We start from the raw sequence: 14,546 nt of genomic DNA, 5'->3' as shown, positions 1-14,546 counted from the left end.
GAGCAAGCCCGCTCCCACAGGGGGTTATGCGGTGGGTTCGGGGGTTAGTGCTTGGCTACCAGATCCTTGGGCAGCTTGAAGGTCCAGAGCATGCCGCCCTGGTTGAAGTCCTTCACCCGCTTGGCCACTTCGCCGCCCCACAGCGGTACCGCGCCGCCCCAGCCGGAGAGCACCGAGACGTACTGTTCGCCGTCCATTTCCCAGGTCACGGGCGAGCCAAGCACGCCGGAGCCGGTCTGGAATTCCCAGACCTTTTCGCCGGTCTTGGCGTTGAAGGCCTGCAGGAAGCCTTCAGGCGTGCCGGTGAACACCAGGTTGCCCTTGGTGGTCAGCACCCCGCCCCACAGCGGCGCGTAGTTCTTGTGGCGCCAGACCTCCTTGCCGGTTTTCGGATCGATGGCCCGCAGCACGCCGATGTAGTCTTCGTTCAACGGCTTGATGGTGAAGCCGGCGCCGAGGAACGCCGCGCCTTTCTTGTAGGCGATGCCTTCGTTCCAGATGTCCATGCCCCATTCGTTGGACGGCACATAGAACAGCCCGGTGTCTTTGTTGTAGGCCATCGGCATCCAGTTTTTCGCGCCGAGGAACGCCGGCGCTACGAAGACCGAGCTGCCCTTGGCTTCGGAACCCGGGGCACCGGGACGGCTGGCTTCGTTGTAGATCGGCCGGCCGTTCTTATCCAGGCCGGTGGCCCAGGTGATCTTGTCCACGAACGGGAAACCACGGATGAATTTGCCGTTGGTGCGGTCCAGCACGTAGAAGAAGCCGTTACGGTCGGCAGTGGCCGCCGCCTTGATCTCCTTGCCACCTTCGCTGTAGTTGAAGGACACCAGCTCGTTCACGCCGTCGTAGTCCCAACCATCGTGAGGCGTGCTCTGGAAGTGCCACTTGATGGTGCCGTCGTCCGGGTTGAGCGCCAGGCGCGACGAGGAGTAGAGGTTGTCGCCAGGGCGCAGGTGCGAGTTCCACGGCGCCGGGTTGCCGGTACCGAACAACAGCAGGTTGGTTTCGGGGTCGTAGTAACCGCCAAGCCAAGGGGCGGCGCCACCGGTTTTCCACAGATCGCCCGGCCAGGTCTTGCCCGCCTCGCCGCCGGAGATGCCGTTTTCCACCGCTTTGCCGTCCTTGTAGACGTAGCCCATATGGCCTTCGACCGTTGGCCGGGTCCACAGCAGATCACCGTTTTTCGGGTCGTAGGCCTCGATCTTGCCCACCACGCCAAACTCGCCACCGGCCACGCCGGTAATCAGCTTGCCGTTGATCACCAGCGGCGCGGCGCTGATCGAGTAGCCTTCCTTGTGGTCGGCGACTTTCTTGCTCCACACCACCTTGCCGGTGTCCTTGTTCAGCGCCACGAGCTTGGCGTCGAGGGTGCCGAAAATCACCAGGTCGCCATACAGCGCGACGCCACGGTTGATCACGTCGCAGCAAGGGCGGATGTCATCGGGCAGGCGCGCATCGTATTGCCAGAGTTTCTTGCCGGTGCGCGCATCCACGGCAAATACCCGGGAGTAGGAACCGGTCATATACATCACGCCGTCCTTGACCATCGGCTGCGCTTGCTGGCCACGCTGTTTTTCTCCACCGAAGGAAAACGCCCACGCTGGGCGCAGTTCCTTGACGTTGTCGACGTTGAGAATATCCAGCGGGCTGTAGCGCTGCCCTTGAACGCCGAGGCCGTTGGTCACGACCTGTTCCGGGTTCTTCGGGTCCTGGAGAATGTCCTGGTCGGAAACCCCGGCCAATGCCTGGCCGGACAACAGCATGGCACTGAGCAGCAGGCTCAAGACGAAGGGCTGGCGACGTGCGGGTTGGGTCATGACGGCTTCCTCTGCGGATTTTTGTTATGTCCGGAAAATTTTCCCGGTCTGGTGCAGATTCTTGGGCGCCGCTGCCCTGGCAACAATTGCCCGCAATGTGGAGTTTTCTAGTTCCTTGGTACAGGTTCGGAGGAGATGAGCAGCTAACTTTGTGCCATACATAGATCCCCTGTGGGAGCGGGCTTGCTCGCGAAGGGGCCGTGTCAGTCACCTTTTATGTCGACTGACACTCCGCTTTCGCGAGCAAGCCCGCTCCCACATTAGATCAGGGTGGGTCAGTTATTTGCGGCGGAGTCCACCCGGGTCATCTGCCCGCGCTCGTAACGTGGATACAAATGACTGACGCTACGGATCAGTTCATAACGGCTCAGGTTGATCCCGGCGAAACGTTCAGGGATGGGGCTGCGGATCATCTCGGCCATATCACTGCCATTGGCCGCGCCGTCGCGCATGAGCTGATCGAGCCAGGTCAGGTAATCGCGCATCTGCTCGAAGGGTTGTGGATCGCTCGACACCGGCCCATGGCCCGGCACGATCTGCGTCCAGGGCAAGCCTCGCAGGGTCGCGATGTCCGCCAGCCACACCGACAGCCCTGGACTGTTGGGCGTTGTCAGCGCCCGCTGATAAAACACCAGGTCCCCGGCAAACAGCACGCCGGTTTGCTGGTCGAGAATAGCCAGATCCGCGCCCGTATGCCCACCCAGGCTCAGCAAGCGCAGATCGTGATTCCCAAAACTTTTCACGCCGGGTGTCAGCGCCTGGGTGGGCAGCACCACTTCGGTGCCACGCATCCAGTCGCCGACCATCCGGTACATATTCTCCGCCATGGCATCGCCTTGCTGGTGCAACAGCTCGCTGGTGCCGGCCAAGGCGCCGATTGGCACGTCGGTGAAGGCTTGATTACCCAGCACATGGTCCGGGTGGTGATGGGTCAGCAAGACCTCGATCACCGGCTTGTCGGTGGTGGCGGCAATGGCCTTGCGCATCGCTTCGCCGTAACGCCTGGACGGCCCGGTGTCGATCACCACCACACCGCGTTCAGTGACGATAAACGCGGTGTTGACGATGTTGCCGCCGTTGGCCTTGGCGAAATTATCGGTGCTGCCTTCCAGTAACCAGGTGTCCTGGGCGATCCGCCGGGGCTTGAGCGAGTACTCGAGATCGGCCAGGGCCGGCAGACTGACGCTTAACACCATCAACAGGATCCAGCGCATGCCACGCTCCTTAGGGTCAGGGGATCGACGCATCGAACTCATTGCCGCTGTTGTCCCGTAGCAGCAGGCGCGTCTGCCCTGCCCCTTCGATGTCGAAGGCCAGGTTGGGGTTTTCGCTGACCGCGGGGAACAGCTCCAGCCGGGCCAGCACTTGCTCGTTGCGGTCGCGCAGTTCGGCATGGTTGATGAAGAATTCCGGAATGCCGCTGACCATGCCGTTGTCCATGGGATGGGCCACCTGCATACGCAAACGGCTGAACCCGTCCCGGGGATAACGCCCGCCGAGCACTTCGCCGATGCGCTCCTCCCAGCCCGGTTGAGTCCGCACCACGCTCGGGGCGGTGCAACCGCCACCCGCGGCGTCAATCAGGGTCGAGCCGACATGCCACACGCCGTCGCGGGTCAACACCGCCGCGCGCAAGGGCGTCGCCTGTTCGATGCGAATGCGCAAAGACAGCCACGGCAAAACCGAATTCAGCGGCTGGAAGTCGACGACTTTCGGTAACGGATTCAGCTCTGCCCAGGCGAGGATTTTCACCACCTCGCCATTGAACGCCCGGGCATCGATTTCCAGCGGCACCTGCCGGGCATCTTCGGCAAACGGTGGCGCCAGCAGCTTGACCCGCTCATCGAACACGAACGGCGCATTGCCCAGAAACTGCTGATGGTAGAAGGCCCACATCACCGATGGCACCGGATCCTTGCCGGGATCGATAGCGCCAGCCTGTGCCGCCAGGCTTAACCAGCAGGCCAACAGACAACTCCCTCGCCATTTCATCGCCTGCTCCTTATTGATACATCTCGGGCACGTCGTAACGCAGGCCGTAATGGCCGTAGATGGTCTTCACCGAACCGTCGCGGATCAGCGCTTCCAACGCCTCTTCCACGGCATAGGCCAGTTGACGGTTGCTTTCGTGCACCGCCATGCCGATTTCCCAGAGCTGCTTGCCCATGTTCGGGTAGGCATTTTCTGCCAGCGCCACCTGCGGGTCGGCCGCTTCGTGCACCTGCCAGTCGATTTCGCCGCGCATGGCCATCACCGCGTCGACCTCACCGGCCTTCATCGCGGCAAACGCCTGGGGTACGCCTGAATAGTGATGGGTCTTGCCGGCGAGCATGCCGTTGAACACCGAGGTCAGGTAGAACGAGGGCACGCTGTCGACTTCGACACCAATCGGGTGCTGCTCGAACACCGCGACGCTGGCGACCTTGTCCAGCCTTCGGCGGTCATAGGCCACCTGCCATTGTTCGTTCTGGTACGGACCGAACATCACCACATGACCATTTTCCAGTTCACCGAACTCATTACGTTTCTGCGCGTAGTCGCGGTCGTAGGGCACGCGCATCATCAAGTCGGCCAGTTGCTGGTTGTGCAAGGCACTGGCACGCCAGATGTAGTCGCGCAGGTCGTCATCGAGTTTTTCCCCCGCCGGTGCCCAGATCAGCGTCAGGCGCACGCCAAGCGCCTTGGCCAAGGCTTCGGCCAGTTCGACATCGACCCCCTGGGGCTTTCCGGCGCTTTCGAAACTGTAGGGGGCGAAGTCCTTGTAGACCGCCACCTTCAGCTCCCCGGCGGCGATCATTTCGTCGTAGTTGCGAACCTGCGCCTGCGCCGCCTGGCAGCACAGCCACAGAGCGCTGATCAACACCGCGAGCAGGCGCATGGGTCACTCCTCGACGCGCACAGTGTCCAGATAGGTACGCACCGCCCACAGGGCTTCCTGGCTCAGGTAGTCGGCCATCTTCGGCATGTACACCCGACCGTCGCGCACCGCGCCATGGCGCACCCGTTCGGCGAACCATTCATCGCCCGCCTCGCCGACATCGAGCATGCGCAAGTCGGGGGCGATACCGCCGGACTTGGCTTCCAGGCCATGACAGGCCGCGCAGTTCTGGGTATAGGCAGAGGCGCCGATTTCCACTGCCTTGTCGTGTTCCGGGGCGGTGCGATACGGGTTCACCGCGGCCCAGCCATCGGCATCGAGCTGCACCCCGGCGTCCTTGATCGGGGTCAAGCCCTGGGTGGCGACAGCCTGTGGCACCACATTGCCGTGGGCCCAGACGGAACCTGCACTGATCAGACCGGCCAATAGCCCGGTCACGAGCAAGGCGTTGCGTTTTGTTGTCATTGTTATGCCCTCTGGATTGCACGCAAAACCTCTTGGCAGAGGCTATGGCAGCCATCTTAGAAACGGCATCGCGCTCACCCCATGCTGCTTTGGTGGTCGCTACCTAGTCCCTTGGTAGTAAGGCGCTGGATGGACACCACCGGTACTTTCTGCATATTTCCTCAGCTTCACGGGCTACCTATGCTGGCGCTACCTGTAAAGGAGTGCCCTATGCGCCAGCTCATCCCTTACGCCCTGATCTACCTGCTGGCGATTGCCTGCGCCGCCGGCCTGGCCACCCAGAGTCAGGCCGCCGATGCGCCCTTGCAGGTGCGGATCGGCTACCTGGGTTATCGCCCCGACGCCGGCCCGTTGCTGTCGAACGTCATCCCCGAGCCCACCGATGCCGGGCTGCGCGGCGCCGAACTGGCGATCACCGACAGCAACAGCACCGGGCGTTTTCTCAACCACGGCTACAGCCTGGTCAGCGCCAGCGTCGACAGCCCCGAGGCCTTGCTCGAAGCGGCAAAGGTGCAGCATGAACAGGGCCTGCGCCTGTTTGTGGTGAATGCCCCCGCGACCAGCCTGCGCCAATTGAGTGCGGCACTGCCCGATAGCCTACTGTTCAACGCCGGCAGCCCCGACGACAGCCTGCGCATCAGCGATTGCCTGCCGAACCTGCTGCACACCTTACCGAGCCGGGCGATGCTCGCCGATGCACTTGCGCAGTTTCTGGTGTTGCGCAAATGGCAGCGGGCGCTGCTGATTGTCGGCCCGACGGCGGATGATCAAGCCTATGCCGCCGCCCTGCGCCGCGCCGCCAAGCGCTTCGGCTTGCAACTGGTGGCGGAAAAACCCTGGAGCTTTGATAACGACCAACGCCGCAGCGCCCAGGCCGACATGCCGCTGTTCACCCAGACCGCCGAGTACGACGTGGTGCTGGTGGCCGATGAACGCGGCGACTTCGGGGAATACGTGCCCTACCAGACCTGGTACCCGCGCCCGGTCGCCGGCACCCAGGGCCTGACCCCGGTGGGCTGGCACAAGACCGTGGAAACCTACGGCGCCGCGCAGCTGCAAAAACGCTTTGAAGCCCTGACCGGACGCTGGATGAATGACCGCGATTTCGCGGCATGGATGGCCGTGCGCAGTATCGCCAGCGCTGTGAGCAAACTGCGCCAGGCCGAGCCGATGGCGATCCGCACGCTTGAAATCAGCGATCAGTTGCCGCTCGACGGTTTCAAGGGTCGCAAGCTCAGCTACCGGTCGTGGAACGGTCAGTTGCGCCAGCCGATTCCCATCGTCCAGCCCCGGGCGCTGGTCAGCACCTCACCCCAGGACGGCTTTTTGCACCCGTTCAACGAGATGGACAGCCTGGGTTACGACAAGCCCGAGGTCAGCTGCCGCTTTCCCTGATCCGAACATCACAACAACAAGGAATCCGCCATGCGCCGCACCCTGCTCTCTTGCACCTTGCTGCTCGCCGCTGGCAATGCCGTTGCCAGCACTGCCTGGGTCTCCAACGAAAAGGACAACAACCTGAGCCTGATCGACATGCAGACCCTGCAAGTCACCGACACCCTGCCCGTCGGCCAGCGCCCCCGCGGCCTGCTGCTGTCCCATGACAACAAGCTGCTGTACATCTGCGCCAGTGACTCGGACCGGGTCCAGGTGATGGACGTGGCCACGCGCAAGATCATCAAGGAATTGCCCTCGGGCAAAGACCCTGAACAATTCGCCCTGCACCCCAACAATCGCTGGTTGTACGTCTCCAACGAAGACGATGCGCTGGTCACGGTGATCGACACCGAGACCTCCAAGGTACTCGGCCAGATCAACGTCGGCGTCGAGCCCGAGGGTATGGCCGTCAGCCCCGACGGCAAGTGGGCGGTCAACACCAGCGAAACCACCAACATGCTGCACTGGATCGACACCGGCACCCAGACCCTGGCCGACAGCACCCTGGTGGACCAGCGCCCGCGCTTCGTCGAGTTCTCCCCCGATGGCGCGAAGCTCTGGGCCTCGGCGGAAATCGGCGGCACCGTGACCATTCTCGATGTGGCCAGCCGCACCGTGCTCAAGACCCTTAACTTCCAGATCAAGGGCGTGCACCCGGACAAGGTCCAGCCGGTCGGCATCAAGCTCAGCGCCGATGGCAAGTACGGTTTCGTCGCACTGGGCCCGGCCAATCATGTGGCGGTGATCGATGCCAAGACTTTCGAGATTCTCGATTACCTGCTGGTGGGTCGACGGGTCTGGCAGATGGCGTTCACCCCGGATCAGAAGCAACTGCTGGCCACCAACGGCGTCAGCGGCGATGTCTCGGTGATCGATGTCGACAGCCTCAAGGTCAGCAAATCGGTGAAGGTCGGGCGCTATCCCTGGGGCGTGGTGGTGACGCCATGAACGCCCTTGAAGTCAGCGACCTGAGCTTTGCCTACGGCTCCCGGGAGGCCTTGCGCAAGGTGAGTTTCAGCCTGGAACCCGGGCGTTTCGCCGCGCTGCTGGGGCCCAACGGCGCCGGCAAGTCGACCCTGATTGCCCTGCTGACCCGGCTCTATGATCTGCAGCAAGGCGAGATCCGCGTCGGTGGCTGTTCATTGCGCAGCGCGGCACGCCCGGCACTCAGGCAATTGGGCGTGGTGTTCCAGCAAAGCACCCTGGACCTGGACCTCAGCGTCGAGCAGAACCTGCGTTATCACGCGGCATTGCATGGCCTGTCCCGGCGTCAGACCGACCTTCGGGTCGACGCCGAACTGGCCCGTCAGGCCCTGACCGACCGTCGCCGCGAACGGGTGCGCGAACTCAATGGCGGCCATCGTCGCCGGGTGGAAATTGCCCGCGCCCTGTTGCATGAGCCGCGCCTGCTGCTGCTCGATGAAGCCAGTGTCGGCCTCGACCCGGCGAGTCGCCTGGCGCTCAACCGGCACATCCGCAGCCTGTGTCGCGAGGAGCACATCAGCGTGCTCTGGACCACCCACCTGCTCGACGAAGTACAGCCCAGCGATGACTTGTTGATCCTGCATCAAGGCCGGTTGGTGGCCAGTGGGCAGGCCGACGCCCTGAGCCTGGAGCACGGCGGCGATCTCGGCTCGGCCTTCACTCGCCTTACGACATCAGGGGTTGTCCAATGAACGCTTACTGGCAATGCTTGCGCGGTATCGTGCTGCGCGAATGGCTGCGCTTTGTGCTGCAACGCACCCGATTTCTGAGCGCCCTGGTGCGGCCGCTGCTGTGGCTGCTGGTGTTCGCCGCCGGTTTTCGCGCGGCACTGGGAATCGCGATCATCGAGCCCTACGACACCTACATACCGTACGAGGTCTACATCATTCCCGGGCTGGCCTGCATGATCCTGCTGTTCAATGGCATGCAGGGGTCACTGTCGATGGTCTACGACCGCGAGATGGGCAGCATGCGCGTGCTGTTGACCAGCCCCCTGCCCCGAACCTTTCTGCTGTGCAGCAAACTGCTGGCCACGTCGCTGATTTCGTTGTTGCAGGTGTATGCGTTCCTGGCGATTTCCTGGGTCTACGGCGTGCGGCCACCGGCCATGGGCTTGTTGCTGGCGTTGCCGGTCCTGCTGCTGGTGGCGTTGATGCTCAGCGCACTGGGCCTGTTGCTGTCGAACGCGATCCGCCAGCTGGAGAACTTTGCCGGGGTGATGAACTTCGTGATCTTCCCGCTGTTTTTCCTGTCATCGGCGCTGTATCCGCTATGGAAGATGCGCGAGGCCAGCCAGTGGCTGTATTGGCTGTGCGCGGTGAATCCCTTTACCCATGCGGTGGAACTGGTGCGCTTCGCCCTGTATGAACGCTTCAATCCGCTGGCGCTGGCGGTGTGTGCGGGTTTGACGCTGCTGTTCGCGCTGCTCGCCGTGCTGACCTTCAACCCGCAGCATGCTGCCTTGCGCAAAACCAACTGACTACACAGGTCAACTGTGGGAGCGGGCTTGCTCGCGAAGGCGGCGGCAAATTCAATAAATAAGTTGACTGACACAACGCTTTCGCGAGCAAGCCCGCTCCCACAGGGGGATCTTCATTGAACAGGGTGAAATTACTACTTTAGTACTGGTTTTCCTGTCTATCGTCGCATTCCCAACGCCCCCCGACTGGCATGTAATAGGTCCATAACTATAAGGACTGAAACCATGCCGCGAGCCCGACGTTGCCTGTTGCGCCCTACTCTCGCCGCCCTGTCGCTGGGCCTGCTGCTGAGCACCGCGCAGGCCGACACGGCGCTGTTCTCCACCGACGGCTATCGCATCGGCCTGTACCGCAGCCCGACGCCGGAACAACTGCAAGGCGCAACCATCATCGACACCCCCGCCCTGCAAACCCTGCTCGGCCAAACCCCGCGCCCGGTGCTGATCGATGTCTACCGCCGTCAGTGGCTGCAAGGGCAGTTCATCGAAGACCAGCCCCATGAAAACCTGCCCGGCAGCCATTGGCTGGCCAATACCGGCGACGGTGACCTGGCGCCCGCCTGGCAGGATTACTTTTCCCGGAACCTGAAATCACTGACTGGCGGCGACCCGACGCGACCGCTGGTCTTCTACTGCCGCTCCGACTGCTGGTTGAGCTGGAATGCGGTCAAACGCGCAGCCACCATGGGCTATAAGACTCTGTATTGGTATCGCGATGGCCTGGACGCCTGGCAAGCGGCCAATCTGCCGGTTTCGCCAGCCAGCCCCGAACCCTTTCCCTGAAGCTTTACGCGTGCGTGTAGTTGCCACACCATAATCAAAATAATGAGGTGAAAGGCCATGTACAAAATCCTGATTGCCGACGATCACCCGCTGTTTCGCGAAGCCATTCACAACGTCATCAGCGACGGTTTTGCCGGCAGCGAAGTGATGGAAACCGCCGACCTGGACAGCGCCCTGGCGCTGACCCAGGAACACGATGACCTGGACCTGATCCTGCTCGACCTGAACATGCCCGGCATGCACGGGCTCAATGGCCTGATCAACCTGCGTAACGAAGCGCCGACCATTCCGGTGGTGATTGTCTCCGCCGAGCAGGACAAACAGATCGTGCTGCAAGCCATCACCTACGGTGCGGTGGGTTTCATCACCAAGTCTTCACCCCGTACCCAGATGACCGATGCCATCCAGCAGATTCTCAATGGCAATGTCTACCTGCCCCCGGACATCATCCGCACCGCCAAAAGCAGCACCCACCGGCGGATGAACGACACCCCGGGCTTCCCGCCCGAACTGCTCCAGGCCCTGACCCGCAAACAACTGCAGGTACTGGAACGCATGACCAAGGGCGAATCGAACAAGCAGATCGCCTACACCCTGGAAATCGCCGAGACCACGGTCAAGGCCCATGTCTCGGCGATCCTGCGCAAGCTCAACGTGCACAACCGGGTGCAGGCGATCCTGAGCGCCGGGGATATTGATTTCGGGTCTTATCTGCGGCGTTGAGTCAGAGAGACCGCGGAGCGCCCTTCGCGAGCAAGCCCGCTCCCACACTGGACCTGCGTCGTACACAAAATCTGTGTTTGATGAAGATCAAATGTGGGAGCGGGCTTGCTCGCGAAGAGGCCAGCACCGACACCCAGAAAATCAAGGCCTGCCGAGCAAATGACTCATCGCCGTCTTCAGCTTCATCGGCCGCACCGGCTTGTGCATCAGGGTGTGGCCCAGTTCGCGGATCTGCTGCTTGAGTTCATTGCTGTAGTTGGCCGTGATCATCATCGCCGGGACCGGTGACGCGCGCCGGGCATTGATCCGGGCCACGGCGTCGACTCCGTTGCGGTCGTTGTCCAGGTGGTAATCGGCAATCAGCAGGTCGGCCTCGGCGTGGTAGTTGTCCACTTGCCGTGCCAGATCTTCCTCCGACAGCGCCGTCACCACCCGACACCCCCACCCCTCCAGCAAGGTGCGCATGCCGGCACAGATGGTCGCGTCATTGTCCAGCACCCATATCCGCGCACCCCGCAGGCGCTCAAGCATCGGCTCGCTCATCTGCAACGTCGGCGGTGGTTTCGGCGCGGTGGCGCTCAACGGTACTTCGACCGAGAACATCGAACCCCGTCCCGGCCATGAGCGCACATGAATGCGATGCCCGAGGATGCCGGCAATCTTCTCGACAATCGCCAGGCCCAGGCCCAAGCCGCGATCCTGATCGGGTCGCTGCACATCACCGCGCTTGAACTCCTGGAAAATCTCCTCCAGGCGATGCTCGGCGATGCCCATGCCGCTGTCCCAGACTTCGATCGTCAGGCACTGATGATGCCGCCGGCAACCGAGCACCACGCGACCACTGTAGGTATAGCGAATCGCATTGCTCAGCAGGTTGCGCAGAATCCGGGCGAGCAGCTGGATGTCACTGCGCACCAGCGCCGAACAGCCGATGAAGTGCAGTTGCAGGCCTTCACTGCGCGCCACCTGGGTGTATTCGGCGGCCAGGTTGTCCAGCAGTTCACTGAGGGCAAACGGCGCAATGTCGGCTTTGATTACCCCCGCATCGAGCTTGGAAATATCCACCAGGGTGCCGAGCAGGTTCTCCACGTCTTCCAGGGAATTGCTCACGTTGCGCACCAGAACTTCGCTGGACATCGGCTCGCGCCGCTCCAGCAAGGCACTGGTAAACAGCCGAGCTGCATTCAACGGTTGCAGGAGGTCATGGCTGACGGCGGCGAGGAACTTGGTCTTCGACAGGTTGGCCTGCTCGGCTTCCTGCTTGGCCTCGCGCAAGCGTGACTCGACCAGGCGACGCTCATCGATCTCGCGCAACAGTTGGTCATTGAGGGTAGTCAATTCCGCCGTGCGCTCGCGTACCCGCAGCTCAAGGTTCTGATAAGCCTGATGCAACGCCTCGGCGGTGCGCCGGCGTTCGGTGATGTCGCGGATCAGCACGAAAATCCCCACCACCTCGCCACTGGTCAGACGGTTGGGCACATAGGAGCGCAGCATATAGCGCTCCTGGTTGTTGACGTTGGTTTCGGCGAACTCGAACGTCACGCTCTCGCCGGCCAGTGCCCTGGCCACGTAGGACTCCAGCCGCTGGTAGTGCTGTTCGCTGTGCACTTCGCGCAGGCTCTGGCCGAGCATCACGCCGCGGGGCCAGCAGTACCACTCTTCGTAGACCTTGTTGGTGAACTCGTAGACCAGGTCGGCATTGAGGTAGGCAATCAATGCAGGTACGTGATCGGTGATCAGGCGAATCCAGTGTTCGCTTTCACTCAGCGCCTCGGCGTGCTGGTAGCGTTCGGTAATGTCGGTGAAGGTGTTGACGAAACCGCCGGCGGGCAACGCATGGGTGCGGATTTCCAGGACCCGGCCATCGTACAGGCGCTGTTCGCATTCGCGTACCGGTCGTCCGTTGCCATCGCGACTGGCCGGGGTCAGCAGGTTCAACTCGCTGTCGGCGATTACTTCGGCAAACGGGCGATGGGCCGCCACGGGCGCCAGGCCGCTCAACTCCAGGAAACGCCGGTTCCACAACTCCAGAATGCCCTCGGCGCTGACCATCGCCACCCCTTGGGACAGGTTGTCGACCGCCCGTTGAAGCAGATGCGACTTCTGCGCCACCGCCTGTTCCCGGCGTACGGTTTCGCTGAGTTTGACGTCGGTAATGTCGGTGAACAGAATCACCCGCCCCCCTTCCTGGGTCGGCCGCTCGCTGACTTGCAGCCAGCGCCCGTTCTGCAGGCGGTAAAGCAGATTTTCGTCGGCATGCCCGCGTGGCTCTTCGGTGAACAGGCCGTTGTTCATCATCAGCCGCTTGACCTCGGTCAGGCGCATGCCGGCATTGATCCGCACCCGGCTGTTGCTCCAGAACGCCTTGAACCGACTGTTGAACAGCACGATGCGCTGCTCGGCGTCGAACAGGACGAAGGCGTCGGAAATGCTTTCAATGGCATCGATCAGGTGTTGATGCGCCGTTTCCGCGCGCAGGCGGGCTTCGCTGAGCAAATGATTACCGGCCTTGAGTTCGGCCATGGCCTGGTTCAGGGCATCGGTGCGTTCGCGCACCTGCTCGGCCAGCACCACCGAATGCTGGAATGCCGCGTACGGATCGTTGCCGCGGGTCACCCCGGACTCGACCCGTTCGATCAGCGCGCCATTGATGCGCTGCAGTTTATGGTTTTCCAGGCGCAGCCTGGCCAGCTCGGCCTGCAGCTCAGCGATGTCCTGGGGCACGGCCACGGGCAATGGCAACGCCGGTGAAGGTCTGGTTGATGTGCATGCCATTGAACTGTTCTCCATAGGTGTTGAAACCCATCACCCGTTGCTCACGCAAAAACGTGCCGATCTGATCAAGACTGCCGTCGTCTTCGAGTTCCAGACGCCGCAGGAAACAGTCGCAACCGATGGTCAGCAGCAAATCACCCAGGCGCTCCTGCAAACCCTCGAACAGGCTTTGCAGGTTCGGCAGCATCGGCCCCGGGGTCATGGCGGTGAGGACGATGCCGTTTTCCACGGCGCAGTAGAAGCTCAGGCTCAGGTCCGGATGCACCTGCTGGATGGCCCGCACGTAGTACTGCTGGTTGATCCGCACTGCCAACGGGTGCGCGGCGAAGACCCGGTGATCGAGTTGCGCCACCGGCACGCCGATGTGCCGGGCGTACTCGGCGGCGGCCGGCTCGGCATTGAGTTCGAAGACCCGGCGCAAGGTGCTGTCGGCCCCGGTGACCACCAGCTTTTCGGCGCGGGGCAGCACGTGGTGGGTGGTGAACACTTCGAAATCCAGCCAGGTATTGACCAGCACCACCACGGCCGCGCCGCTGTGGAACTCGCCATCGAAGTACACATGGGTATGGGTCAGGTAGTTATCGTCGCCGGCCGAGCCGCCGAAATGCGGAATGTCGCCCAATGCCGCGCTCAAGGCCGCCAGGACCATTTCTTCACGGCTGGATAGGCCATCGAGCAAGGTCAGGGCAAAGCTGTTGCCCTTGATCGGGGCCAGGGTGTTGCTGCGACAGCCACTGACCAGGCGCTCGACCATTTGCTGGGCGTCGATCAGGCTGAAGTGCTCCATCTGGTCGATCAGCTCGATCGCGATGGAAAAGTGCCGATGATCGAAACCCACCGCCGTCACGCAATTGCGTCCGTAGCCCAGCGGGGTGATTTCCCCGGCGCTGGTGCAGCCCGCCAGGCGAATGCCGCCGAAGCTTTGCTGCAAGGCCTGGCCCAGCGCCTGCAAGTCGTACTCGGCGGAACAGAAGAACAGCACGAACCCCAGGTGTGGGTGCAACAACTGTCGTGCCAGTTCCTGCGCGACCTGCCGGGCATCGGTGGCCTGGGACATCGCACTGACGACGCCTTCGCTCTGCTGCATCCTTACCTCCCGCAGGTGCGTGTGTATGAGGCACGAGTGTACGAAGTCTGTGAGGTGCGACGAATGCTACTTGGGTAGCGGGTAGCCGCTTCGATGGGATGAGACGGTTGGCGA

The 14,546-nt window shown here is 62.4% G+C and carries 13 protein-coding genes; 6 read left to right on the top strand and 7 right to left on the bottom strand.

What is annotated here, in order from left to right; translation table 11 throughout:
* Positions 1–44: 44 nt before the first annotated feature.
* The 5 genes from KGB20_RS01435 to pedF all read right to left on the bottom strand — a co-directional run bounded on the left by KGB20_RS01435 (position 45) and on the right by pedF (position 5,163).
* Complete coding sequence (locus KGB20_RS01435; RefSeq protein ID WP_102671474.1) at positions 45–1,820, bottom strand: PQQ-dependent methanol/ethanol family dehydrogenase; 1,776 nt, start codon at positions 1,818–1,820, stop codon at positions 45–47.
* A gap of 275 nt (positions 1,821–2,095) precedes the next feature.
* Positions 2,096–3,034, bottom strand: a complete 939-nt coding sequence (locus KGB20_RS01430; RefSeq protein WP_154860156.1) for a quinoprotein relay system zinc metallohydrolase 1 — start codon at positions 3,032–3,034, stop codon at positions 2,096–2,098.
* 16 nt (positions 3,035–3,050) lie between these two features.
* Complete coding sequence (locus KGB20_RS01425) at positions 3,051–3,812, bottom strand: quinoprotein dehydrogenase-associated SoxYZ-like carrier (protein ID WP_154908897.1); 762 nt, start codon at positions 3,810–3,812, stop codon at positions 3,051–3,053.
* Positions 3,813–3,822: 10 nt separating this feature from the next.
* On the bottom strand, positions 3,823–4,698 hold the full coding sequence (locus tag KGB20_RS01420) for a substrate-binding periplasmic protein (RefSeq protein WP_150814573.1): 876 nt from the start codon (positions 4,696–4,698) through the stop codon (positions 3,823–3,825).
* Between the two features lie 3 nt (positions 4,699–4,701).
* A complete protein-coding gene (gene pedF / locus KGB20_RS01415) occupies positions 4,702–5,163 on the bottom strand; it encodes a cytochrome c-550 PedF (RefSeq protein WP_154908896.1) in 462 nt (153 codons plus the stop codon).
* A 210-nt stretch (positions 5,164–5,373) separates the two neighbouring features.
* Between pedF and KGB20_RS01410 the strand changes: the two genes are divergently transcribed.
* From KGB20_RS01410 to KGB20_RS01385, 6 genes are all read left to right on the top strand, one after another.
* Positions 5,374–6,558 carry an ABC transporter substrate-binding protein gene (locus KGB20_RS01410; RefSeq protein ID WP_154860159.1) on the top strand — a complete coding sequence of 395 codons (1,185 nt, stop codon included), beginning with the start codon at positions 5,374–5,376 and terminating at the stop codon, positions 6,556–6,558.
* Positions 6,559–6,588: 30 nt separating this feature from the next.
* The gene (locus tag KGB20_RS01405; RefSeq protein ID WP_154860160.1) at positions 6,589–7,548 is read left to right on the top strand and encodes a YVTN family beta-propeller repeat protein; all 960 of its coding nucleotides are present in this window, start codon (positions 6,589–6,591) and stop codon (positions 7,546–7,548) included.
* Entirely contained in the window at positions 7,545–8,276 is a 732-nt protein-coding gene (locus KGB20_RS01400) for an ABC transporter ATP-binding protein (protein ID WP_154908895.1), read from the top strand. The genes KGB20_RS01405 and KGB20_RS01400 overlap by 4 nt, the downstream gene beginning before the upstream one ends.
* Complete coding sequence (locus KGB20_RS01395) at positions 8,273–9,064, top strand: ABC transporter permease (RefSeq protein ID WP_154908894.1); 792 nt, start codon at positions 8,273–8,275, stop codon at positions 9,062–9,064. The genes KGB20_RS01400 and KGB20_RS01395 overlap by 4 nt, the downstream gene beginning before the upstream one ends.
* 225 nt (positions 9,065–9,289) lie before the next feature.
* On the top strand, positions 9,290–9,847 hold the full coding sequence (locus tag KGB20_RS01390) for a PQQ-dependent catabolism-associated CXXCW motif protein (RefSeq protein ID WP_154908893.1): 558 nt from the start codon (positions 9,290–9,292) through the stop codon (positions 9,845–9,847).
* A 57-nt stretch (positions 9,848–9,904) separates the two neighbouring features.
* Positions 9,905–10,570 (top strand): response regulator transcription factor, encoded by a 666-nt coding sequence (locus tag KGB20_RS01385; RefSeq protein WP_154860163.1) that lies wholly within the window; start codon positions 9,905–9,907, stop codon positions 10,568–10,570.
* 141 nt (positions 10,571–10,711) lie between these two features.
* Here the strand turns inward: KGB20_RS01385 and nahK are convergent, their stop codons facing one another.
* Positions 10,712–13,345 carry a hybrid sensor histidine kinase/response regulator NahK/ErcS' gene (gene nahK, locus KGB20_RS01380; RefSeq protein WP_223531828.1) on the bottom strand — a complete coding sequence of 878 codons (2,634 nt, stop codon included), beginning with the start codon at positions 13,343–13,345 and terminating at the stop codon, positions 10,712–10,714.
* The gene (nosP, locus tag KGB20_RS01375; protein WP_154908891.1) at positions 13,275–14,432 is read right to left on the bottom strand and encodes a nitric oxide-sensing protein NosP; all 1,158 of its coding nucleotides are present in this window, start codon (positions 14,430–14,432) and stop codon (positions 13,275–13,277) included. Before nosP ends, nahK begins: the two co-directional genes overlap by 71 nt.
* Between the last annotated feature and the right edge of the window lie 114 nt (positions 14,433–14,546).

The organism is Pseudomonas sp. BF-R-30 (genome assembly GCF_019956175.1).
In the GTDB taxonomy this organism is placed as follows: Bacteria; Pseudomonadota; Gammaproteobacteria; order Pseudomonadales; family Pseudomonadaceae; genus Aquipseudomonas; species Aquipseudomonas jessenii.
This window is presented reverse-complemented; position numbering and strand designations above follow the sequence as displayed.

Coding starts and splice junctions, on each gene's coding strand:
- KGB20_RS01435 (WP_102671474.1), bottom strand. CDS start 1,820: ATGACCCAACCCGCACGTCGCCAGCCCTTCGTCTTGAGCCTGCTGCTC.
- KGB20_RS01430 (WP_154860156.1), bottom strand. CDS start 3,034: ATGCGCTGGATCCTGTTGATGGTGTTAAGCGTCAGTCTGCCGGCCCTG.
- KGB20_RS01425 (WP_154908897.1), bottom strand. CDS start 3,812: ATGAAATGGCGAGGGAGTTGTCTGTTGGCCTGCTGGTTAAGCCTGGCG.
- KGB20_RS01420 (WP_150814573.1), bottom strand. CDS start 4,698: ATGCGCCTGCTCGCGGTGTTGATCAGCGCTCTGTGGCTGTGCTGCCAG.
- pedF (WP_154908896.1), bottom strand. CDS start 5,163: ATGACAACAAAACGCAACGCCTTGCTCGTGACCGGGCTATTGGCCGGT.
- KGB20_RS01410 (WP_154860159.1), top strand. CDS start 5,374: ATGCGCCAGCTCATCCCTTACGCCCTGATCTACCTGCTGGCGATTGCC.
- KGB20_RS01405 (WP_154860160.1), top strand. CDS start 6,589: ATGCGCCGCACCCTGCTCTCTTGCACCTTGCTGCTCGCCGCTGGCAAT.
- KGB20_RS01400 (WP_154908895.1), top strand. CDS start 7,545: ATGAACGCCCTTGAAGTCAGCGACCTGAGCTTTGCCTACGGCTCCCGG.
- KGB20_RS01395 (WP_154908894.1), top strand. CDS start 8,273: ATGAACGCTTACTGGCAATGCTTGCGCGGTATCGTGCTGCGCGAATGG.
- KGB20_RS01390 (WP_154908893.1), top strand. CDS start 9,290: ATGCCGCGAGCCCGACGTTGCCTGTTGCGCCCTACTCTCGCCGCCCTG.
- KGB20_RS01385 (WP_154860163.1), top strand. CDS start 9,905: ATGTACAAAATCCTGATTGCCGACGATCACCCGCTGTTTCGCGAAGCC.
- nahK (WP_223531828.1), bottom strand. CDS start 13,345: ATGGCATGCACATCAACCAGACCTTCACCGGCGTTGCCATTGCCCGTG.
- nosP (WP_154908891.1), bottom strand. CDS start 14,432: ATGCAGCAGAGCGAAGGCGTCGTCAGTGCGATGTCCCAGGCCACCGAT.